The sequence below is a fragment of the Mycolicibacterium aichiense genome, from assembly GCF_010726245.1.
Lineage (GTDB): Bacteria > Actinomycetota > Actinomycetes > Mycobacteriales > Mycobacteriaceae > Mycobacterium > Mycobacterium aichiense.
In genome coordinates this window covers 3,319,159-3,340,203 of sequence record NZ_AP022561.1, presented here as the reverse complement: position 1 = coordinate 3,340,203, position 21,045 = coordinate 3,319,159, and the positions used below count along the sequence as shown (strand labels likewise).

Genomic DNA, 21,045 nt, shown 5'->3' with positions numbered 1-21,045 from the left:
GCTACTCGACGGCGCGTCGAACGTGCTCCACGATGTGCGCGTAGCTTCGCCGGGTGACGTCGGCCGCGTCGCTCATGATGTTGTAGCCGTGGTCGACGCCGGGCACCTCGTAGTACTCCGCCAAGGCGCCGACGGCGTCGAGTTGGGTGGCGTATCGGCGTGCTTCGTCCCGCAGGCGGTCGTGCTCGGCGGTGACGATGAGCGCAGGTGCGATACCGGCCAGTTCGGCGGCGTTGCCTTCCCATGCCGGCGAAGCCAGTCGGTCGCGGCGCTGGGCTGGATGTGGGATGTACGCGGTGTCGAAGACCTCGCCCATCCACGGCTTCATCACCGCGCGGGGGCCGAGCGCCGAGGGTTTGTCGCGGGTTGGTGTCACCAAGTCCAACGGGGCGTAATGCAAGACCTGCAAAGCGATATCCGGTCCGCCGTTCTCGAGGGCCAGCCGTGCCACTGCGGCGCTGAGGCTGCCGCCCGCGCTCTGACCACCGACGCAGAGTCGGCTTCCGTCCCAGTCCCGACCCGGGTCGGCGGCCCAGCACGCGATGTCGTAGAGCTGGTGCGGGGCGGCGGGGAAGCGGTGGCCGGGCGCAAGCACGTAGTCGGTGTTGATCACGACCGCGCCGGAGTTGGCAGCCAGATACCGGCACCACGGATCGTCCTGCTCCCGGTGTCCGACCACGAAGCCGCCGCCGTGGACGTTGATGTACACCGCCGGCTGCCCGGCGCCGGGGGATGGGTGATACACCGTGGCCGGTGTCGGCCCATATCTGGTGGGAATCGTGATCTCGGCGGTGCGGCCGGCGATCTCCGGAAACCGCACCGCGGTCTTCGGGGCCGGATTGACCGCCGCGGCGAACACGCGCGCGAGCGTGTCAGCCACCAATGGAAGGGATAGCAGCGACATTCGACGATGGTCCTCGAGCTAGTGGTTGATCATGCGGTCGACATCGACGACGGCCGCGGCGAATTCCGCCGGCGCCTCCTGAGGGACATTGTGTCCGATCCGGTTCAGGACGCGGTGCTGGTATGGGCCGGTGTAGATGTCGCGATACGCAGTGCCGTCTTTGGCGGCGCCGTCGAAGTCGCTCGCGATGGTGATCGCGGGCGCCGTGATGCGGGGCTTGCCGGCAAGCCGTTGTTCGTCTGCGTCGTAACGGGATTCGCCTGCGGCGAGGCCAAGGCGCCAACGGTAGTTGTGGATCACGATGTCGACATGATCCGGGTTGTCGAATGCCGTGGCCGACCGGTCGTAGGCGGCGTCGTCGAACTGCCACAGCGGTGAGGCGCTGGACCAGATCAGCCGGTTGAATGCCGTGGTGTTGCGCCGGTAGCCGAGTTCGCCACGTGGCGTGGCGAAGTAGTACTGATACCACCAGCCGTGTTCGGCCTCGGGAGGCAGCGGTTCGCGGTTGGCGGCCAGATCGACGACGATGTAGCCGCTGACCGCGACGAGTCCGGCGACGCGCTGCGGCCACAGCGACGCCACGACGTTCGCGGTGCGACCGCCCCAGTCGTAGCCGCCGAGGATCGCAGTGTCGATGCGCAGCGCGTCCATCAGCGCGATCACATCGGCGCCCAGAGCTGCTTGCTGACCATTGCGAAATGTGTCCGTCGACAAGAATCGGGTCGACCCGAAGCCGCGCAGGTACGGCACGATGACGCGGAAGCCTTGGCCGGCAAGGATCGCCGAGACGTCGGCGTAGCTGTGGATGTCGTAGGGCCAGCCATGCAGCAGGATGACCGGTCGCCCGTCGGCGGGCCCGGCCTCGGTGTAGCCGACGTCGAGCAGACCCGCCTTGATCTGCTTGATCGGGCCGAGCTGGTGTTGCGGCGAGCGCGGTGGTGTCGCGTCGGTGCGCGCCGGGGTCGTGCACGCCGAAAGCAGCGCCGCACCGCCGGCGACCGCCGTCAGCCGGCCGAGGCTTCGTCTGCTGATGCTGTTCATATCTGTAGTTCACGCGATCCATGTCATCGCGTCCAACGATTTCTGTCGATGTCTGTCATCTATGAGACAGATACTGTGGGGTGTGGAATTACGCCAGATCGAACATTTCGTGTTCGTTGCCGAGGAGATGAGCTTCACCCGGGGTGCGCACCGGGCACACATCGTGCAGTCGGCGTTGTCGTCGTCGATCGCCAGGCTCGAACGTGAGCTCGACGTCCAGCTTTTCGACCGATCGCGCCAGCGAATACGTCTCACCGCCGCCGGTGAACGCTTTCGGTCGCACGCTTACGACGTGCTGAAGGCGAGCCGACTGGCTGCCGAGTCGGTTGGTGATTTCTCCGGAAAGCTCTCGGGCACAGTCGAATTCGGGTCACTGATCTCGTCGGGGCCGGTGGATGTGGCCGCTGCTCTCGGGCGGTTTCACCGGGCCCATCCGTTCGTGGGGCTGCGGTTGCGGCTGAGTCAGACCGGGGCGTCGTCGTACCTGTCGGCCCTTCTCGAGGGATCGCTGGATCTGGCGCTGGTGTCGGTTCCCGACCGTCACCCGCCGCAGCTGGATATGCGGTTGCTGTTCGAGGAGCCAATGGTTTTCGTGTGCCGCACCGACAGTAACCTGGCGCGCAGGTCGCGGCTCGACCTCGCCGATGTCGCGGCGGAGGATCTTGTCGGTTTTCCGCCGGGCTTCGGACTGCGCGGCCTGATCGACGGTGCGCTGCACGCTGCCGGGGTCAGCGCGCGTACGCAGTACGAGGTGCCCGCCGGGTTCGCCGCGATCACCGAGTTGGTGCGCAACGGCCTGGGCACCGCGTTCATGCCTCGTTCGGAGGCTCGGCGGTTGGATGGACTGGCGTCGGTCGAACTGGCCGATCCGGTTGTGTGGCAGGTGTACCTGGCGTCTCGGCCTGCGGAGCAGCTGACGGCGGCAACCAGCGTGCTGGCCGAGACACTTCTCCAGGCTGCCGCCGACGTACGGAAGAAGAGTGTCCGAGGGGGGACTTGAACCCCCACGCCCGTTAATAGGGCACTAGCACCTCAAGCTAGCGCGTCTGCCATTCCGCCACTCGGACTCAGTGAGCAGCTAAGGCTAACGGATCGAGGTCCGCAGCCCAAAACGAGCCCCCAACGGCTGGAATCTCCCGCCGAGCGTGACGCCAGGGTGACGTTCGCTGCCGAATCGCGCCCTGGCGTTACATTCGGCGCGTCAGCAGCTCACGCGCTCGGCAGCCGTCCGGCGATCTGGCCGGCGATCGCGCTGGCCGCCGCCGTCGGCCCGTCCAGGCTGCATGCTTCGACGTCCACGGCGACATTGCTGTGCACCGTCAGGGCTCGCTGGCAGGCCCACCGCTGCGGGCTCTGCTGCACCCGCGACACCGCGAGCACGTCACGTTCGGTGCTGGGCTGCCCCACCGACCACACCTGCGGAGGCCCGATCGGCTGGGCGTAGTTCAGCTCCCGGTTGGAGCACGCCGCCCAGCTGCGCTGCGACGCGGTGAAGAAGTCGGCCGCGGCTTGCGCACTCGGGAAGGAGACCACTGCCTGGACGGCGTAGTGCTCCCACGCCGGCGCTGTCGGCGCCTCGCGCAGCACCTGGCCGTGCACGGCCGTCGACCCGCTGCTCGCATACACCCCTTGCTGTGCGGCACCGGCGATGGCCAGGCAGTTCACGTCGGCGAAGTGCGCGCTGTCGTTCCACGCCTTGCTCACGTCGGTGGTGACGACGACGTCGTCGCTGGCCAGTGCCGCGCCCACGTCGGGTGCTGACAGCAGGAGAGCAGGCAGGGCGTCCGGGCTGGTCAGCGGCGCACGTTCGGCCGGCTGCGCGCTGCCCGCGGTGACAGCCGAGCAGCCGCTGACCGACAGGCACAGCAGCGCCGCGATCGCGGGCAGGCGGGGAGTCATCCGCTAAATCAAACCCTAAATCGGCGTGTTGCGCGAGTGGTTCTTGGGAAACATGTGGTAGGGGCTGACCTCCGCGCCGCCGGGTGCCCGGCGCCAGTGGTAGGAAAGGGGACTGTGACACAAGCCGTCGACGAGGTCGTTGATCTCGTCAGTTCCCTGATCCGGTTCGATACCTCCAACACCGGCGATTTGGCGACCACCAAGGGTGAGGCGGAGTGTGCCCTCTGGGTCGCCGAGCAACTCAGCGCCGTCGGCTACGCCACCGAGTACATCGAGTCCGGAGCGCCGGGCCGCGGCAACGTCTTCGCCCGCCTGCCCGGGGCCGACCGCAGCCGGGGTGCGCTGCTCATCCACGGCCATCTCGACGTGGTGCCCGCCGAGCCCGCGGACTGGAGCGTGCATCCCTTCTCCGGCGCCGTCGCCGACGGCTACGTGTGGGGCCGCGGTGCGGTCGACATGAAGGACATGTGCGGCATGATGATCGCGGTCGCCAGGCACTTCAAGCGTGCCGGCATCGTGCCGCCCCGGGATCTCGTGTTCGCGTTCGTCGCCGACGAGGAGCACGGCGGCACCTACGGCGCGCAGTGGTTGGTGAACAACCGGCCCGACCTGTTCGAGGGCATCACCGAGGCCATCGGTGAGGTGGGCGGCTTCTCGCTCACCGTGCCGCACAAGGACGGCGGGGAGCGCCGGCTCTACCTCATCGAGACCGCCGAGAAGGGGCTGTCCTGGATGCGGCTGACCGCCCGCGGCCGCGCCGGGCACGGCTCGATGGTGCACGACGACAACGCCGTCACCGCGGTCGCCGAGGCCGTCGCCCGTCTGGGGCGGCACCAATTCCCGCTGGTGCTCACCGATTCCGTGCAGCAATTCCTCACCGCCGTCGCCGAGGAAACCGGCTACAGCTTCGATCTGGACTCGCCCGATCTCGACGGCACGATCGCCAAGCTCGGCGGCATCTCGCGCATCGTCGGCGCGACCCTGCGTGACACCGCGAACCCCACCATGCTCAAGGCCGGGTACAAGGCCAACGTCATCCCGCAGACTGCCGAGGCGGTCATCGACTGCCGGGTGTTGCCCGGCCGGAAGGAAGCCTTCGAGCGGGAGATCGACGAGCTGATCGGTCCGGACGTCACCCGCGAGTGGGAGCGGGACCTGCCGTCGTATGAGACCACGTTCGACGGCGACCTCGTCGACGCGATGAACGACGCGCTGCTTGCCGTCGACCCGGAGGCGCGCACCGTGCCCTACATGCTGTCCGGCGGAACGGATGCGAAAGCCTTTGCCAGACTCGGTATTCGGTGTTTCGGCTTCATCCCGTTGCGGTTGCCGCCCGAGCTGGACTTCGCGGCACTGTTCCACGGCGTCGACGAGCGGGTACCCGTGGACGCATTGCAATTCGGCACCCAGGTGCTCGAACACTTCTTGAAGAACTGCTGACAACCGAAAGGAAGCCCGTCACATGGCATTTCCCTACAATCCCTACGAATTCCTGCCCGAGCTGCCCAGTTTCACCCTCACCAGCACCGACTTCGCCGACGGTGAGCCGTGGAAGAACGCTCAGGTCAGCGGAATCATGGGCGCCGGTGGTGAGGACGTCTCGCCGCAGCTGAGCTGGTCGGGGTTCCCGGAGGAGACGCGCAGCTTCGCCGTCACCGTCTACGACCCGGACGCTCCGACCGCATCCGGCTTCTGGCACTGGGCGGTAGCCAACCTCCCGGCGACCGTCACCGACCTGCCGTCCGGTGTCGGGGACGGTTCGGTGCTGCCCGGTGACGCCCTGACCCTCGTCAACGACGCCGGTATCCGCCGCTTCCTCGGCGCCGCCCCGCCGCAGGGGCACGGTTATCACCGCTACTACGTGGCCGTGCACGCCGTGAAGGTGGAGAAGCTCGAGCTGACCGAGGACGCCAGCCCGGCTTACCTCGGATTCAACCTGTTCATGAATTCCATTGCGCGTGCGGTTATTCACGGCACGTACGAGCAGAAGTAAGCTCCGCGCGGCGCTGGCCGTCGTCACGCTGGTAGCCGGCTGCAGCACGGCGGTCGAGGGCACGCCGCAGGCAACGACGCCGGCACTGGGTCCACCGGTGCCGGTGGCGTGGTCGCCGTGCCGCACCGCCGGCGCCGAGTGCGGCGAGGTCGAGGTGCCCGTCGACTACGCAGAGACTGGCGGGGCAATCGCGCATCTGGCGCTCATCCGTTTTCCGGCGACCGGCCAGAAAATCGGTTCGCTGGTCGTCAATCCCGGCGGCCCCGGCGGGTCAGGTGTCGACGCGGCCATCAAACTGGTGAATTCGCTACCGCCGCAAGTACGTCAGCGCTTCGACTTCGTCGGATTCGACCCTCGCGGAGTGGGTTCATCGACTCCGGCGCTGCTGTGTAACTCCGATGCGGACAACGATGCGGCCCGGGTAGATCCGCAGGTGGATTACAGCCCCTCCGGCGTTGCCCACATCGAGGACACCCGCAAACAGTTTGCCCAGCGCTGTGTGGACAAGATGGGCACAGGATTCCTGGCCAATCTCGGCACCGTCAACGTCGCCCGGGACCTCGACCGCATCCGGGTGGCGCTGGGCGACGAGAAGCTGACCTACCTGGGGTATTCGTACGGCACCGAGGTCGGAGCGACCTATGCCGAGGCCTATCCCGACAAGGTTCGCGCGATGGTTCTCGACGGCGCGGTGGACCCCGACGCCGATCCGATCCAGGCCGGCGTCGATCAGGCCGCGGGCTTCCAAAAAGCATTCGACGATTTCGCCGCGGACTGCGTCAGCGACGGCGGCTGCCCGCTCGGCGCCGACCCCGCCAAGGCCGTCGATGTCTACCACGAGCTGGTGGATCCACTGGTCGCCGCGCCCGCGGACACCGACGATCCGAGAAAGCTGAGTTACAGCGATGCGCTGACCGGGACGATGATGGCGCTGTACTCACCGAAGATGTGGACGACGCTGAACCGCGGTCTGGCCGAGCTGGCTCAGGGACGTGGCGACATCCTGCTCACGCTGGCCGACGCGTACCTGGGCCGCGACAGCCAAGGCCACTATGCGAATACCAATGACGTTCAGAATGCGGTCAATTGCGTCGACATGCCGCCCAACACCGACCGGGCCAAGGCCATCGACAGGGACCGGCGGTTACGGCAGGTGGCGCCGTTCGGCACCTACGGGCAATTCACCGGCAACGCGCCGCTGGACGTGTGTGCGTTCTGGCCGGTGCCGCCGTCCAGCGGCCCGCACACCGTGTCCGCGCCGGGCCTTCCGCCGGTGTTGGTGGTCTCCACCACCCGCGATCCGGCCACGCCCTATCAAGCGGGCGTCGAGCTCGCCAGACAGCTCGGGGCAGTGCTGCTGACGTTCGACGGCACCCAACACACAGTCGTGTTTCGGGACCAGCCCTGTGTCGACGCCTATGCCGCGGCGTACCTGATCGACCTCGCCCTTCCGCCGAAGGAGGCTCGGTGCTGACAGTTCGCATGAAAACTCTCGCCATGGTCGTCGCCGCCGCGCTGGTGGCCGGATGTGGTTCTGGCGCAACCAGTACACCCTCGCCCAGCAGGCAGGCCCCCGCCCCGGCCGGCGCGACGTACGAGGCTTACCGCGACAGCTACACGGTGCCGTGGGTCGGGTCGCCGGACTTCACGAACCTGCGAAGCACGCTCAAGGTCGAGGCCTCGGTCAACGGTGGCCCGGCGTCGCCGTTCACCGTGGACACCGGGTCGGTGGGCGTGGTGGTGCCGGCCGCGGAGGTGCCGAATATTCCTGCCGACTCGCCGCCCGGCAGCCTCACCTACAGCTCGAGTGGGTTGGAGCTGACCGGAGTGTGGGTGACAGCGTCAGTGTCGTTCCCACAGGCCGTCGACGCCACCGGTGCCGGTGCGGTGGCCCAGGCACAAGTACCGGTGCTGGCGGTGACCAGCTCGACATGCCGTGGCGGCGGGGTGAATTCGGGCCGCTGCACGGGGGCGATCCCGCACATGCTCGGCGTCGGGTTCGGCCGCGGAACCACCGCCCGCGCCGCGCCGACCCACAATCCGTTCCTGAACCTCGCCGCGATGACGGCCGGGACGATGCGGCGCGGGTACCTCATCGGCCGCGCCGGCCTGTCACTCGGCCTGACGGCCGCCACGGTGACCGGTGCCTGGACCATGCAGCAACTGGCCAGTGCCGGCGCTCCGGCGGAGGGCTCGCACAACGACTGGCTGACCCCGACGGGTGGCTTCCAATCAGGTTCAGGGCCAATCCATTCCGGCAAGGTTCTGGTCGATACCGGTCTGCTGGACATGATCGTGGAGGCCGACGGTCTACCGTCGAATGGAACAGTGCCCGCCGGCACCGGGATGACGATCACCGTGGGCGATCTGCGCTACAGCTTCGCGGTCGGCGACGGAGGACCGCAGACGCCGACCGAGGTGCACCGCGCCCCTGCCCGACATGGAACATTCGTGAACACCGGGCTGCGGGCACTGGGCCACTACGACCTGCTCTACGACGCGGACGGCGGAATCTTCGGATTACGGCCGGAGTGAGCCGACCCCACGGCCTCCGCCAGCGATGAGAAGCCGCCGGTCTGCAGTCGGGCGGCGATGCCGTCGTGAATCTCCTTGGCCCACAAGCCACCACCGTAGATGAACCCGGTGTAGCCCTGCAGCAGTGACGCCCCGGACGTGATGCGCTCCCACGCGTCGTCCGCGGTCTCGATGCCGCCCACGCTGATCAGCACGAGGTCGCTGCCGACCCGGCTGTACAACCGCCGCAGGATCTCCAGGGACCGGCGCGCCACCGGTGGTCCGGAAATGCCGCCCGGCCCCAGCTCGTCGACACCCGGGGTGCGCAGGCCGGCTCGCGAGACCGTGGTGTTGGTGGCGACGATCCCGGCCAGTCCCAGCTCGACAGCCAGGTCGGCGACGGCGTCGACGTCCTCGTCGGAGAGGTCCGGCGCGATCTTGACCAGGACGGGTGTCGAGGTCTCGGCCAGCACGGCCGACAGGATGGGCCGCAGCGATTCGACGGCCTGCAGGTCGCGCAGTCCGGGTGTGTTCGGCGAGCTGACGTTGACCACCAGGTAGTCGGCCAGCGGGCCGAGTAGCCGTGCGCTGGCGCGGTAGTCGTCGGCGGCCAGCTCGGGCGGGGTGATCTTCGACTTGCCGATGTTGACCCCGACCGGCGAGTCGGGGCGATAGCGGGCCAGCCGTAGAGCCAAGTGTCCGGCGCCGTGGTTGTTGAAGCCCATCCGGTTGAGCAGGGCCCGGTCCTCGGGGAGGCGGAACAGTCGCGGCAACGGATTGCCGGGCTGGGCACTCGCGGTCACCGTGCCGACCTCCGCGTAGCCGAATCCCAGCGCGTCCCAGGTCTTCAGCCCGAGGCCGTCCTTGTCGAACCCGGCGGCCAAGCCCATCGGGCCGGGGAACCGCACCCCGAATACGGTGCTCGTCAACACCGGATCGCGGGGTGCGAGTCTGCGGCGCAACGGTCCGCGGGTGGCGTTGGTGGCCGTGACTGCGCGCAGCGACCCGAACACGAACGTGTGGATGCGTTCGGCAGGCACCAGGAAGAATGCCCGCCGCAGCGCGTCGTACATCACAGCTCGGGCTGATCGGTGGTCTGGCCGTTGATACGAGACTTCTTGCGTCGCAAGAGGACTCGACGGCTACCGTCGGTGTAGAGGCGCACCCGGGTCAACTCCCAGCCCCGGTACTCGGCTTCGATCGACAGTCGGGTCGACGCACTGATGCGGGTGACATCGGGCGGCAACCGCAGGGGAATCCACTCGTAGTCATCGGAGAGTTCGACTTCCCAGCTCGCCGGCATCCGGCCGCGATACGCCGCGCTCACCGGGCGCCCGCCGCATTGCGGATCACCTGCACGCCCGCGCCGGCGGCCGACACCACATAGAGCGTGTCGGACGTGTCGTCGAAGGCCAGCGAGTTCGGTTGCTGCACGGTCGGGTAACGCACTTTCTCCACAGGAATACCAGTCGTTAAATCGTAACCAACAACCATGTTCGACGCGGTCTGCGAAACCCAGGCCAGATTCCGTGATCCGGCCAGGCCGTACGGCGCGTCGGGAACCGGGTAGGCCTGCCGCTCGATCAACGGGTCGACGCCGAACACCAGCAGTTGTCCGCCACGGGTATCGGTCACCAGGACGCGGCCCAGCGGGTCGGCGACCATCGTGGTCGCGCCCTGGCCGGCACGCAGCGCCTGCTGGGTGCGGCCGTCGGCGTTCAGTGATGTCACCGAGGTCTGGCCGCGGTCGAGGACCACGGCATTGTTTCCTTCGGCGACCACGGCGTCGACCCGCGCGAAGATCTTCACCTTTTCGGCGACCGCCGTGTCCGAGCCCAGGGTGTAGGCGGTGCCGTCGGCACTGCCGAGCACCAGACGGCCGTCCGCGCGGCGCGCGATCGCGGTGAAGTCGGTGTCGGTCTCCTCGTTGATCGACACCGGGCTGGCCGTGCCTGAGGCCAGGTCGACGGTGACGTAGCCACCCCTGGTCGACAGGAACGCCGTGCCCTGCCCGTCGCCGGCGATCGCGGTGGCCGGGCCGGGCAGGGTGAGCTCGCGGGGAACGCCGGTGGAGCTGAACAGCGTCAGCGTCGCCGCCGCCTGCGGGTCGGCACCCGGGGTCAACACCGCCAATGAGCCGGTGCGCTCGTCGAAGACCGCGGCGTCGGGATTTCCGCCCAGTGGCAGAACCTCACCGGCGGGACGGGTCGCCGGTGGCGGGGAGATCGCGGGGGTGGCCGGCTCAATCGTGGGAGGCGTCGACGCCAGCGGATTGGACGAACAACCGGCCATGACGGCGACGCATGCCAACAAGATGGCAGTTGACCTGCGCAAACCGGCGGGGTTTACGTTTTTTGCCAACGGGTAGCCCCCGGTTGTGTTCAAGATCGAGCGACTGAGTCGCTTCCTGTCGATCACGAAGTCTAGGCGGGCGGTGGGAAGACAAATTGACATGATTGTCTTCTCAAGTCCCGTAACTCGCGTTATGGTGACCTCATGACGCTGGCCGTGACTCGGGAGTCCGCTGGGCGGGAATTCGCTATCGAGGACATTTCCACTGGTGTGTTTGCCAGCGGTTTTGGTCAGCTCGGGGACGGTCGCAGCTTCTCTTTCCGGGTGCACCGCGGGCAGCTCCTCGTGGAGGTCTACCACCCGCGGTTGGCCGGCCCGGTGCCGCTCGAAGAGGACGTGGTGGCCACCGCGGCACGCGGCCTCACCGACTTCGATGTGGACGACGAGCGCAGCCTGACCGCCGCCGTGCGGGACGCTGTCGCGCACGCTGTGCCGGTAGCCCGCCCTTCACGCTGAACCACCAGCTCTATCCAGTACGGTCGGCGACGTGAATGTCGCGTCGATGTCGTGGTTGCAGGTCGTGGTCCTGTCGATCGTCCAGGGCCTGACCGAGTTCTTGCCGATCTCGTCATCGAGTCATCTCGCGATCGTGTCGCGGGTCTTCTTCTCCGCCGACGCCGGTGCATCGTTCACCGCGGTGTCCCAGTTGGGCACCGAGGCCGCTGTGGTCATCTATTTCGCCCGCGACATCTGGCGGATCCTGAAGGCCTGGTTCAACGGGCTGTTCGTCAAGGCGCACCGGGACAACATCGATTACCGGATGGGCTGGTACGTCATCATCGGCACGGTGCCGATCGTGGTGATCGGCCTGGCGTTCAAGGAAGCGATCCGCGGCGAGGTCCGTAATCTCTGGGTGATCGCCACCGCTATGCTGCTGTTCTCGGCTGTGATCGCCGCCGCCGAATACTTCGGAAAGCAGACCCGCCACGTCGAGCAACTGACGTGGAAGGACGGCCTGATCGTCGGCGTCGCGCAGTGTCTGGCCCTCATTCCGGGGGTGTCCCGGTCCGGCTCGACCATCAGTGCCGGCCTGTTCCTTGGCATTGATCGCCCGCTGTCGGCGAGATTCGGCTTCCTGCTTGGCATTCCGGCCGTGTTGGCCTCGGGCCTGTTCTCACTTCCCGACGCATTCCATCCGGTGACCGAAGGCATGAGTGCCTCCGGCCCGCAATTGCTGGTGTCGGTGATCATCACGTTCGTCGTCGGCTATGTGGCGATCGCCTGGCTGCTGCGCTTTGTCGCCACCCACGCGATGTACTGGTTCGTGGGCTACCGGGTGGTGCTGGCGCTGGTTGTGATGGCACTTCTGAGTACAGGCGTGGTGGCGGCCAGTTGACCGTCATCCTGCTGCGCCACGGCCGTTCGACGTCCAACACCGCGCACACACTGGCCGGCCGGACCGAGGGCGTCGAACTCGACGAGAAGGGCCAGGCCCAGGCCGGCGCCCTCGTCGCCAGGGTCAACGGGCTGCCGATCAAGGCACTCGTGCGCTCCCCGCTGCTGCGCTGCCGCCTCACCTTGGAGCCGCTGGCCGCCGAGCTGGACCTCGAGCCGGTGGTCGACGACCGGCTCGCCGAAGTGGATTACGGGCAGTGGACCGGCCGGGCGCTGAAGGATCTGGTGAAGGAGCCACTGTGGGCGGTGGTTCAGCAGCAGCCCAGCGCGGCCGTCTTCCCCGACGGTGAGGGCCTGGCGCAGGTTCAGGCCCGCGCGGTGGCCGCGGTACGCGAACACGACCGCCGGCTCGCCGAGGAGCACGGTCACGACGTGCTGTGGATCGCCTGTACGCACGGCGACGTGATCAAAGCTGTCGTCGCCGACGCACTCGGCGCCCATCTGGACAGCTTCCAGCGAATCACCGCCGATCCGGCGTCGATGAGTGTCATCCGCTACACGCCGTATCGGCCATTTGTCGTGCACGTCAACCACACCGGCGCCGAGCTCGCGTCGGCGCTGAGTGCGCCGCCGCCGGCCGAGGACGACAAGACCGCCGGGGACGCCGTCGTCGGTGGGACCGCCGACTGAACCCGCTGCCGCCGATTACGGCTGGCTGCTTCCAGCCGGTATTTTGGACATAACATGGCCCGCGCAATTCACGTCTTCCGTACACCCGACCGCTTCGTCGCCGGGACCGTTGGGCAGCCCGGAAACCGAACCTTCTATCTCCAGGCCGTTCACGACACCCGGGTCATCTCCGTCATCCTGGAGAAACAACAGGTCGCGGTGCTGGCCGAACGAATCGGCGCGCTGCTGGTCGAGATCAACCGCCGGTTCGGCACCCCGTTGCCGCCGGAGAAGGACGTCGACGATCTGAGCCCCCTGATCACGCCGGTGGACGCGGAGTTCCGGGTCGGCACGATGGGCCTCGGATGGGATTCCGAGGCGCAGACCGTCGTCGTCGAACTGCTGGCGGTCAGCGACGTCGAATTCGACGCGTCGGTGGTGCTCGACGACGCCGAGGAGGGCCCGGACGCGGTGCGGGTTTTCCTCACGCCCGAGTCGGCCCGCCAGTTCGCCTCCCGCTCGACGCGGGTCATCTCGGCCGGACGTCCACCCTGCCCGCTCTGTGACGAGCCGCTGGACCCGGAAGGCCACATCTGCGTGCGCACCAACGGATATCGGCGCGGCGCGTTCGGCGAGTCCGACGACGACTTCGACTCGTGAGCGCCGCCGACGAGGCCTCGGCCCGCGACGCGCTGCGCTGCGGTGAGCTGACCATCCTCGGGCGGATCCGCTCGGCGAGTAACGCCACCTTCCTGTGCGAGGCCACCGGGCCCGCGGGGCCCGATCACCCGGTGCACTGCGTCTACAAGCCGGTCGCCGGTGAGCAGCCGCTGTGGGATTTCCCCGACGGCACCCTGGCCGGCCGGGAAGTGGGCTCGTATCTCGTCTCGGCCGCGCTCGGCTGGAACATCGTGCCGTACACCATCATTCGGGACGGCCCGGCCGGCCCGGGGATGGTGCAGCTGTGGGTCGACCAACCCGGCGACAGCGACAGCGACGACGCCGAATCCGACGGACCCGACCTGGTCGACATCTGCCCGCCGGGATCCATTCCGCCGGGCTATCTTTCGGTGCTGCGCGCGTACGACTACGCCGGCAACGACGTCACGCTGGTGCATGCCGACGACGGCCGGCTGCGACGGATGGCGGTGTTCGACGTCATCGTCAACAACGCCGACCGCAAGGGCGGCCACATCCTGGCCGGCGTCGACGGCCGGGTATACGGCGTCGACCACGGGGTGTCGTTGCATGTCCAGGACAAGCTGCGCACCGTGCTCTGGGGCTGGGCCGGCAAGCCGATCGATGACGAGGCACTGGCGGCGATCGCCGACCTCGGTGAGCAGCTGGCCGGCCCGCTCGCCGACCAGCTGCGCGAACACATCAGCCCGGCCGAGGTGGCGGCGTTGCGGCGGCGGGTCCGGATGCTGGTCGCCGAGCCCGTCATGCCCGGACCCGACCGGCACCGGCCGATTCCGTGGCCGGCCTTCTGACCGGAGATACTGACCTGATGACCATGACCGACGCTGCGCTGGCGGCCTCTCTCGCCGAGGAGGCGGGCCGGCTGCTGCTGTCGGTACGTGACGAGGTCGGTTTCGACTTCCCGCCCGCGCTCGGTGACGCCGGCGATGTGCGCGCCAACGCCCTGATTCTGCGCAGGCTGCGCGCCGAGCGTCCCGGCGACGCCGTGCTCTCCGAAGAGGCCTACGACGATCTGAAGCGCCTGCAGGCCGACCGGGTGTGGATCATCGACCCGCTCGACGGCACCCGCGAGTTCTCCATGCCCCGCCGGACGGACTGGGCCGTGCACGTGGCCCTCTGGCAGCGGACCGGGGGACCGGACGGCACGATCACCGACGCCGCCGTCGCGCTGCCCGCGATGGGCGAGGTGTACCGCTCCGACACGGTGACCACCCCGCCGCCACCGCCGCCCGGCCCGATTCGGATCACCGCCAGCTCAAACCGGCCGCCCGCGGTGCTGTGGCGGCTCCGGGATCGCCTCGACATCGAGTTTCTGCGGATCGGATCGGCCGGCGCCAAGGCGATGGCCGTGGTGCGCGGTGATGCCGACGCCTATATCCACGCCGGTGGTCAGTGGGAGTGGGACTCGGCTGCACCCGCCGGGGTCGTGCAGGCCGCCGGTCTGCACGCCACCCGGATCGACGGGTCGCCGCTGCGCTACAACCGGCCGGACCCCTACCTGCCCGATCTGCTGATGTGCCGGGCCGAGGTCGCCGACCTCCTGCTCGATGCCATGTGGCTGGCCAGTTAGGGAATCAAACATGCCGCCGCGTTGTCTCTCTAACGCGAGACAGCCGGTCACCACACCACCTGAGAGCGCCGTGAACAGCGAACCCCCTAGAGTCGAGGCCATGCAGTCCTGGTCGGCCGTCGACATCCCACAGCTGCCCGGTCGCGGGCCGGCCCTGCGGTTGTACGACACCGCCGACGGCCAGGTCCGTCCGACGTCGCCGGGGGAGACCGCGACGATGTACGTGTGCGGCATCACGCCCTACGACGCGACGCATCTGGGCCACGCCGCGACCTACCTGACGTTCGATTTGGTGTACCGGGTCTGGTTGGACAGCGGCCATCAGGTCCATTACGTGCAGAACATCACCGACGTCGACGACCCGCTGTTCGAGCGGGCCAATCGCGACGGTGTGGACTGGCGCGAGCTGGGCGCGCGGGAGATTCAGTTGTTCCGCGAGGACATGGCCGCCCTGCGGGTACTGCCGCCGCGCGACTATGTCGCCGCCACCGACGCGATCGGTGAAGTGGTCGAGTTGGTGGAGAAGATGCTGGCGTCCGGGGCGGCCTATGTGGTCGACGACGACGAGTTCCCGGACATCTATTACCGCGCCGATGCCACCACCCAGTTCGGTTATGAATCGGGCTATGCCCGCGACACGATGATGCGGCTGTTCGCCGAACGCGGCGGCGACCCGGACCGGGCCGGTAAGGCCGACCCGCTCGACGCGCTGTTGTGGCGCGCCGCCCGCCCGGACGAGCCGAGCTGGCCCGCGCCGTTCGGTCCCGGCCGGCCCGGATGGCATGTGGAGTGTTCGGCGATTGCTCTGAGCCGCATCGGGTTTGGTTTCGACGTGCAGGGTGGCGGCAGCGACCTGATCTTCCCGCACCACGAGTTCTCCGCCGCGCACGGTGAATGCGTGATCGGGGAGCGCCGGTTCGCGCGGCACTACGTTCACGCGGGGATGATCGGCTGGGACGGGCACAAGATGTCCAAGAGCCGCGGCAATCTGGTGCTGGTGTCCCGGTTGCGCGAGCAGGGTGTGGACCCCGCGGCCATCCGGTTGGGCTTGCTGGCGGGGCACTATCGCAGTGACCGGTCGTGGAGCGAGGCGGTGCTCGACGATGCCAACGCCCGCCTGCACCGGTGGCGGTCAGCCGCGGCCTTGCCGGCCGGCCCGGATGCCGCCGACGTCGTCGGACGGCTGCGCCAGTATCTTGCCGACGATCTAGACACTCCCAAAGCCCTTGCCGCCGTGGATGGTTGGGTCACCGACGCGCTGGAGTACGGCGGTCACGACGACAGCGCGCCGACCGCGGTCGCTGCCGCGGTCGACGCGCTGCTGGGCGTGGCGCTCTAGTTCCTACAGAGCGACAGCGCCGTAGTTGCCCACCTGCGAGCTGAGGAACCGCAGCTGATCGGTCGCCGACCCGAGGGTCTGGTCGATCGCGGTCAGCCGGGCGGCGTAGTGGGCCACCGGGTATTCCGCGGTCACGCCGATACCGCCGTGCATCTGGATCGACTCCTGGGCGATGTGCTTGCCTGACTTGCCGATCTGCATCTTGGCCCGGGCCGCGACCACGGGATCCAGCCGGCCGTCACTGATGCACATCGCCGCGTAGTAGTTCATGCTGCGGGCCAGTTCGAGCGACACGTACATGTCGGCAGCGCGCTGGGTGAGCGTCTGGAACGTCTTGAGCGGCACGCCGAACTGCTTGCGGGCGTTCAGGTACTCCGTGGTCATCCGCAGCGATTCATCCATGGCACCGACAGCTTCGGCGCACAGGGCTGAGGAGTAGCGGATCAACGTCGCGTGGATGCGATCGCTGACATCGCCGCCGTCGCCGAGCGGCTGCGCCGGGGCGTCGGTGAAGTCGATCTCGGCGCCGCGCTGCCCGTCGAAGGTCCGGTAGCCGCGGCGGGTGGTTGCCGCGGCGTCGACGAGGAACGCGCCGATGCCGCCGTCGGGCAGGGTCGCGGTGACGACCAGCGCGTCGGCGCTGTCGCCGGCCAACACCGGGTTCTTGCGGCCCGTAATGGTCCAGGAGTCACCGGTTTTGGTTGCGCGCGTGGATAATTCGTCGAGCCCGCGCAGTCCCTTCTCGGTGTGAGCCAGCGCCAGCAGCCGTTCCCCGGCGGCGACCTCGTCGAGCTGAGCGCGCTGAGAGTCGCTGCCGAGTTCGGCGATCAGGCCACCCGGGATCAGCGCGGCCGCGGCGACCGGCTCGGGTGCCAGGCGGCGGCCCAGCTCGGTCATCACGACGATGATCTCGATCTGGCCGGATTCTTCGGGCTCGAATCCCAGTCCGAGGATGCCGATCTCGGCCAGCTGGCGCCACACGTCGCGGCTCCAGCCCAGCTCGGAGTCGACGGTCTTGTTGCGGGTCTCGATGTCGTAGGTGCGGGAGAACACCTCGCGCGCGGTGTCGCGGAGCAGTTCTTGTTCGTCGGTCAAATCAAAGTTCATGGCCGGTCCTCACAGTCCCAAGATCGTCGAGGAGATGATGGTGCGCTGGACCTCGTTGCTTCCGCCGTAGATCGAGGTCTTGCGGTAGTTCAGGTATTTCGGCGCGGCGTGCTGAGCCCACAGCGGGGATTCGATGTCGGCGCCGCCGTCGAACGGCAGCGCATCCGGTCCGGCGACTTCCACTGCCAGTTCGGTGACGGCCTGCTGCAACTGGCTGCCGCGCAGCTTCAGGATCGAGGAGGCCGGGTTCGGCTTGCCGGTGCCCTCGTCGCCGCTGACTCGCAGCTGCGTGAGTTCCAGTGCCAGCAGCTCGTTTTCGATCTCGGCGACTTTGGCTGCGAACAGTGGGTCATCGAGCAGGCTGCCCGCGCCGACCTTGGTCTGGGCGGCATTCTCCTTGACGTCGGCGAGCCACAGCTTGGTGGTGCCGATCCGGGCGATGCCGGTTCGCTCGTTGGACAGCAGGAACTTGGCGTAGCTCCAGCCCTGGTTCTCCTCGCCGACAAGCTGATTGGCGGGCACCCGGACGTCTTCAAAGAACACCTCGTTGACCTCGTAGCTGCCGTCGATCAGCTTGATCGGCCGCAGCGTGATGCCCGGGGTGTTCATCTCGACCAGGATGAAGGAGATGCCGGCCTGCTTCTTCGGGGCATCCGGGTTGGTGCGGGCCAGCACGAAGATCCAGTCGGCGTACTGGCCGAGCGTCGTCCAGGTCTTCTGGCCGTTGATGACGTAGTCGTCGCCGTCGCGCACCGCGACGGTCCGCAGCCCGGCCAGGTCGGAGCCGGCTTCGGGCTCGGAAAAGCCCTGGCACCACCAGATGTCGAGGTTCGCGGTCGGCGGCAGGAAGCGTTCCTTGATCTCCTGCGAACCGAAGTGCGCGATCACGGGCCCGACCATGCTGGCGTTGAAGGCCAGCGGCTCGGGGACGCACGCCATGCGCATCTCGTCGGCCCAGATCTGGCGCTGCAGCGGGGTCCAGTCCTTGCCGCCCCACTCAACCGGCCAGTTGGGCACACCCAGCCCGGCCTTGTTGAGGATCCGCTGCGTGGTGATCGCGTCGTCGGGGAAGTTCAGGCTGTCCGTGCGAGCCCGTTCGCGGATGTCGGCGGGGACCTGGGTGGTGAAGAACTCGCGGAGTTCGTCGCGGAACTTTGCGTCCTCGTCACTGAGTGCCAGCTTCACGAGCGCAACCTCGATTCTTGTTACTCGGCAGTATCTATTGCTCGATCCATTGCACGGTAGCGCAGCCCTACCAACTGGTCGGCAGGACCACCCCTGAGTGATCCATTCTTGTCAGTGGCTGGTTATAAAATTCGAACATGAGTTCGATTACCGAGGCGCTGGATGCGCTGGATGCGGTGATCGAGCGTGTGGGTGCCGCAGACATCGAGGAGTTGCCCCCGCCCGAGCGATTCGTGGCTCTGGAACGGTTGGAGCACGCCGTGCGCCGTCAGGTCGCGATATCCCACGAGCAGGTCACCCATTTGGAGCGCTACGAGGGGTGTCCGCCGGTGCCGGTCGTGTTGGCCGATGTGTTGCGGATCAGCCGCTCGGCGGCCAAGCGTCGGGTGCGTGATGCCGAGCAGTTGGCGCCACGTCGGTCGTTGACCGGTGAGCAGTTGCCGCCGCTGTTGGCTGCGACGGGGAAGGCCTGGGAGGCCGGGGTTCTCGACGGGGAGCATGTGCGGGTCATCCAGAAGTTCTTGCGCGAGCTACCCGATCACGTCGGGCCGGTCGAGATCGAGAAGGCCGAGCGCACCCTGGCCGAGCACGCCCAGACCATGCGGCCCGATCAGCTGGAGAAGATCGCCGAGCGGCTGGCCATCCACCTCAACCCCGATGGGAAGTACTCCGAGGAGGACCGGGCCCGCAAGCGCGGGTTCGTGTGGTGCGGCGGCCAACGCGGCGACGGGATGAGCGTGGGCAAGCTGGTGGCCGATCCGCAGTTGCGGTCGATGCTGGAGGCGTGGTTCGCGAAATTCGCCGCACCCGAACCCGACGATCTGCGTAGCCACAGCCAGCGTCAACACGACGCGCTGACCACTCTGGTGCAGAGCAGGCTGGGGGATCCGAAACTCGGCCAGCACAACGGACTTCCGGTCACCGTCATCGTCACCACGACCCTGCAGGAGCTGCAGGCTGGTGCCGGTCACGCGGTCACCGCGGGCGGAACCCTGCTGCCGATCACCGATCTGATCCGGATGGCCACCCCGGCCCACCACTACCTGGCGGTCTTCGACGGCGTCACCGGGCAGTCGCTGTGGCTAGGCCGGTCCAAGCGACTGGCCTCAGCAGACCAGCGCATCATGTTGCTGGCCAAATACCGCGGCTGCACCGCACCCGGATGCACCGTCAACGGCTACAACAGCCACGTCCACCACGCGGCCAAAGACTGGAAACACGGCGGCAGCACCGACATCGACGACCTCACCCTGGCCTGCAAGTGCGACAACCTCTTGGTCGAGAACCACGGCTGGACCACCCGGCAACTCCCCGACGGCCACACCGAATGGATCCCGCCACCGAACGTGCCACTACGCGGCGGCACCAACACCTATCACCACCCCGAGCGACTGCTCGGTGAGGACGACCCCTGAGCTACCCGCGGAAGCCCGGACCCCGCCGGCGCAGGTACCGCTCGAACTCGGCGGCCAGCGCGTCGCCGTCAACCTTCGACAGCGCCTCGTTCACGTCGACCTCGGCGTCACCGCGTTGTTCCAGGGAGGCCACGTACTCGGCGATCTCCTCGTCCTCGGTGGTCATCTCGGTGACGGCCTGCTCCCACTCCTCGGCCTGAGCAGGCAGGTCGCCCAGCGGCACCTCGATATCGAGCACGTCCTCGACGCGGCGCAGCAACGCGACGGTGGCCTTCGGGTTGGGCGGTTGCGACACATAGTGGGGCACCGCGGCCCAGAACGTCACCGCCGGGATGCCGGCCGCCACGCAGGCGTCCTGGAACACCCCGGCGATCCCCGTGGGGCCTTCGTAGCGGGTTTCCTCGAGGCCGAAGAACTTCGCGGATTCGGGGGAGTAGGCCGCTCCGGAAACCGGGACGGGCCGGGTGTGCGGGGTGTCGGCCAGCAGCGCCCCGAGGATCACCACCGTGTCCACGTTCAGCTTGTCGGCGATGGCGAGCAGCTCGGCGCAGAAGGTGCGCCACCGCATGTTGGGTTCCACCCCGTGCATGAGCACGATGTCGCGGTCCGAACCAGGCGGCCGGCAGTGGGAGATCTGCATCGACGGCCACACCAGTTCGCGGGTCACGCCGTCGACCTGGCGGATCACCGGGCGATTCACCTGGTAGTCGTAATACGCCTCGTCGTCGATCTCGACGATCGTGTCGGCCTCCCAGATCGCGTCCAGGTGCTCGAGCGCGTCGCTGGCGGCGTCGCCGGCGTCGTTCCAGCCTTCGAAAGCCGCGACGATGATCGTGTTCTGCAATTCGGGCAGATCCGGGCCTTTCGCGCCGCTGAAATTCGAGGCTGTCACAACCTCAGCCTAAGGCTTGCTCGGCTTCGATGAGCCTTCTCGGACCGACTACCCTGGCGTGTTGACGTGTGCTAACGGAAGCGCCATCGCAACGCCGTTGTTGCAGGAGTGGGCGTCCAGAAGTCGATTGC

General features: G+C 67.8%; 22 protein-coding genes and 1 tRNA gene. 13 read left to right on the top strand and 10 right to left on the bottom strand.

Annotated features, from left to right (window positions below; genetic code table 11):
• Position 1 precedes the first annotated feature (1 nt).
• Positions 2-820: an alpha/beta hydrolase gene (locus G6N32_RS16215; RefSeq protein ID WP_115321281.1), complete on the bottom strand. Its 819-nt coding sequence runs from the start codon at positions 818-820 to the stop codon at positions 2-4.
• Between the two features lie 102 nt (positions 821-922).
• On the bottom strand, positions 923-1,945 hold the full coding sequence (locus G6N32_RS16210) for an alpha/beta fold hydrolase (RefSeq protein ID WP_115320460.1): 1,023 nt from the start codon (positions 1,943-1,945) through the stop codon (positions 923-925).
• An 82-nt stretch (positions 1,946-2,027) separates the two neighbouring features.
• Between G6N32_RS16210 and G6N32_RS16205 the strand changes: the two genes are divergently transcribed.
• Positions 2,028-2,945, top strand: coding sequence for a LysR family transcriptional regulator (locus G6N32_RS16205; RefSeq protein WP_115320459.1), 918 nt, complete (start codon positions 2,028-2,030; stop codon positions 2,943-2,945).
• Here the strand turns inward: G6N32_RS16205 and G6N32_RS16200 are convergent.
• Positions 2,927-3,012 (bottom strand) — tRNA-Leu (locus tag G6N32_RS16200). The two genes, G6N32_RS16205 and G6N32_RS16200, sit on opposite strands and share 19 nt — an antisense overlap.
• Positions 3,013-3,154: 142 nt before the next feature.
• A complete protein-coding gene (locus G6N32_RS16195; protein WP_115320458.1) occupies positions 3,155-3,844 on the bottom strand; it encodes a sensor domain-containing protein in 690 nt (229 codons plus the stop codon).
• Between the two features lie 114 nt (positions 3,845-3,958).
• On the opposite strand from G6N32_RS16195, the gene G6N32_RS16190 reads away from it, so the two are divergent.
• The 4 genes from G6N32_RS16190 to G6N32_RS16175 are packed head-to-tail and all read left to right on the top strand — an operon-like array spanning position 3,959 to position 8,372.
• On the top strand, positions 3,959-5,284 hold the full coding sequence (locus G6N32_RS16190; RefSeq protein WP_178059274.1) for a M20/M25/M40 family metallo-hydrolase: 1,326 nt from the start codon (positions 3,959-3,961) through the stop codon (positions 5,282-5,284).
• A gap of 22 nt (positions 5,285-5,306) precedes the next feature.
• Positions 5,307-5,837, top strand: a complete 531-nt coding sequence (locus tag G6N32_RS16185; RefSeq protein ID WP_115320456.1) for a YbhB/YbcL family Raf kinase inhibitor-like protein — start codon at positions 5,307-5,309, stop codon at positions 5,835-5,837.
• A complete protein-coding gene (locus G6N32_RS16180) occupies positions 5,803-7,311 on the top strand; it encodes an alpha/beta hydrolase (RefSeq protein ID WP_179964166.1) in 1,509 nt (502 codons plus the stop codon). Before G6N32_RS16185 ends, G6N32_RS16180 begins: the two co-directional genes overlap by 35 nt.
• Complete coding sequence (locus G6N32_RS16175) at positions 7,305-8,372, top strand: hypothetical protein (protein WP_115320455.1); 1,068 nt, start codon at positions 7,305-7,307, stop codon at positions 8,370-8,372. The genes G6N32_RS16180 and G6N32_RS16175 overlap by 7 nt, the downstream gene beginning before the upstream one ends.
• On the opposite strand, the gene G6N32_RS16170 is transcribed toward G6N32_RS16175, so the two are convergent.
• The 3 genes from G6N32_RS16170 to G6N32_RS16160 are packed head-to-tail and all read right to left on the bottom strand — an operon-like array spanning position 8,330 to position 10,712.
• Positions 8,330-9,424, bottom strand: a complete 1,095-nt coding sequence (locus tag G6N32_RS16170) for a quinone-dependent dihydroorotate dehydrogenase (RefSeq protein WP_115320454.1) — start codon at positions 9,422-9,424, stop codon at positions 8,330-8,332. The genes G6N32_RS16175 and G6N32_RS16170 overlap by 43 nt on opposite strands.
• A complete protein-coding gene (locus G6N32_RS16165; protein WP_083122611.1) occupies positions 9,424-9,678 on the bottom strand; it encodes a DUF5703 family protein in 255 nt (84 codons plus the stop codon). Before G6N32_RS16165 ends, G6N32_RS16170 begins: the two co-directional genes overlap by 1 nt.
• Entirely contained in the window at positions 9,675-10,712 is a 1,038-nt protein-coding gene (locus G6N32_RS16160) for a YncE family protein (protein ID WP_115321278.1), read from the bottom strand. The genes G6N32_RS16165 and G6N32_RS16160 overlap by 4 nt, the downstream gene beginning before the upstream one ends.
• 135 nt (positions 10,713-10,847) lie before the next feature.
• On the opposite strand from G6N32_RS16160, the gene G6N32_RS16155 reads away from it, so the two are divergent.
• The 7 genes from G6N32_RS16155 to mshC all read left to right on the top strand — a co-directional run bounded on the left by G6N32_RS16155 (position 10,848) and on the right by mshC (position 16,315).
• Positions 10,848-11,159, top strand: coding sequence for a hypothetical protein (locus G6N32_RS16155; RefSeq protein ID WP_115320453.1), 312 nt, complete (start codon positions 10,848-10,850; stop codon positions 11,157-11,159).
• A gap of 46 nt (positions 11,160-11,205) precedes the next feature.
• On the top strand, positions 11,206-12,039 hold the full coding sequence (locus tag G6N32_RS16150) for an undecaprenyl-diphosphate phosphatase (protein ID WP_115321277.1): 834 nt from the start codon (positions 11,206-11,208) through the stop codon (positions 12,037-12,039).
• On the top strand, positions 12,036-12,728 hold the full coding sequence (locus tag G6N32_RS16145; protein ID WP_115320452.1) for a histidine phosphatase family protein: 693 nt from the start codon (positions 12,036-12,038) through the stop codon (positions 12,726-12,728). The genes G6N32_RS16150 and G6N32_RS16145 overlap by 4 nt, the downstream gene beginning before the upstream one ends.
• A 54-nt stretch (positions 12,729-12,782) precedes the next feature.
• Positions 12,783-13,367, top strand: a complete 585-nt coding sequence (locus G6N32_RS16140; RefSeq protein ID WP_115320451.1) for an Rv2134c family protein — start codon at positions 12,783-12,785, stop codon at positions 13,365-13,367.
• Positions 13,364-14,197, top strand: a complete 834-nt coding sequence (locus tag G6N32_RS16135; RefSeq protein WP_115320450.1) for an Rv2133c family protein — start codon at positions 13,364-13,366, stop codon at positions 14,195-14,197. The genes G6N32_RS16140 and G6N32_RS16135 overlap by 4 nt, the downstream gene beginning before the upstream one ends.
• 17 nt (positions 14,198-14,214) lie before the next feature.
• Complete coding sequence (locus tag G6N32_RS16130; RefSeq protein WP_115321276.1) at positions 14,215-14,976, top strand: 3'(2'),5'-bisphosphate nucleotidase CysQ; 762 nt, start codon at positions 14,215-14,217, stop codon at positions 14,974-14,976.
• A gap of 100 nt (positions 14,977-15,076) precedes the next feature.
• The gene (mshC, locus tag G6N32_RS16125) at positions 15,077-16,315 is read left to right on the top strand and encodes a cysteine--1-D-myo-inosityl 2-amino-2-deoxy-alpha-D-glucopyranoside ligase (protein ID WP_115320449.1); all 1,239 of its coding nucleotides are present in this window, start codon (positions 15,077-15,079) and stop codon (positions 16,313-16,315) included.
• 3 nt (positions 16,316-16,318) lie between these two features.
• Here mshC and G6N32_RS16120 read toward each other — a convergent pair whose 3' ends face one another.
• Positions 16,319-17,422, bottom strand: a complete 1,104-nt coding sequence (locus tag G6N32_RS16120) for an acyl-CoA dehydrogenase family protein (RefSeq protein WP_115320448.1) — start codon at positions 17,420-17,422, stop codon at positions 16,319-16,321.
• A gap of 9 nt (positions 17,423-17,431) precedes the next feature.
• Positions 17,432-18,607, bottom strand: a complete 1,176-nt coding sequence (locus G6N32_RS16115; protein WP_102809019.1) for an acyl-CoA dehydrogenase family protein — start codon at positions 18,605-18,607, stop codon at positions 17,432-17,434.
• Between the two features lie 137 nt (positions 18,608-18,744).
• Here G6N32_RS16115 and G6N32_RS16110 point away from each other — a divergent pair, with 137 nt between their 5' ends.
• Entirely contained in the window at positions 18,745-20,022 is a 1,278-nt protein-coding gene (locus tag G6N32_RS16110) for an HNH endonuclease signature motif containing protein (protein ID WP_115320447.1), read from the top strand.
• Between the two features lies 1 nt (position 20,023).
• Here G6N32_RS16110 and G6N32_RS16105 read toward each other — a convergent pair whose 3' ends face one another.
• Positions 20,024-20,914 carry a PAC2 family protein gene (locus G6N32_RS16105; RefSeq protein ID WP_115320446.1) on the bottom strand — a complete coding sequence of 297 codons (891 nt, stop codon included), beginning with the start codon at positions 20,912-20,914 and terminating at the stop codon, positions 20,024-20,026.
• Between the last annotated feature and the right edge of the window lie 131 nt (positions 20,915-21,045).

Coding starts and splice junctions, on each gene's coding strand:
- G6N32_RS16110 (WP_115320447.1), top strand. CDS start 18,745: ATGAGTTCGATTACCGAGGCGCTGGATGCGCTGGATGCGGTGATCGAG.
- mshC (WP_115320449.1), top strand. CDS start 15,077: ATGCAGTCCTGGTCGGCCGTCGACATCCCACAGCTGCCCGGTCGCGGG.
- G6N32_RS16185 (WP_115320456.1), top strand. CDS start 5,307: ATGGCATTTCCCTACAATCCCTACGAATTCCTGCCCGAGCTGCCCAGT.
- G6N32_RS16210 (WP_115320460.1), bottom strand. CDS start 1,945: ATGAACAGCATCAGCAGACGAAGCCTCGGCCGGCTGACGGCGGTCGCC.
- G6N32_RS16170 (WP_115320454.1), bottom strand. CDS start 9,424: ATGTACGACGCGCTGCGGCGGGCATTCTTCCTGGTGCCTGCCGAACGC.
- G6N32_RS16140 (WP_115320451.1), top strand. CDS start 12,783: ATGGCCCGCGCAATTCACGTCTTCCGTACACCCGACCGCTTCGTCGCC.
- G6N32_RS16150 (WP_115321277.1), top strand. CDS start 11,206: ATGTCGTGGTTGCAGGTCGTGGTCCTGTCGATCGTCCAGGGCCTGACC.
- G6N32_RS16120 (WP_115320448.1), bottom strand. CDS start 17,422: ATGAACTTTGATTTGACCGACGAACAAGAACTGCTCCGCGACACCGCG.
- G6N32_RS16195 (WP_115320458.1), bottom strand. CDS start 3,844: ATGACTCCCCGCCTGCCCGCGATCGCGGCGCTGCTGTGCCTGTCGGTC.
- G6N32_RS16130 (WP_115321276.1), top strand. CDS start 14,215: ATGACCATGACCGACGCTGCGCTGGCGGCCTCTCTCGCCGAGGAGGCG.
- G6N32_RS16155 (WP_115320453.1), top strand. CDS start 10,848: ATGACGCTGGCCGTGACTCGGGAGTCCGCTGGGCGGGAATTCGCTATC.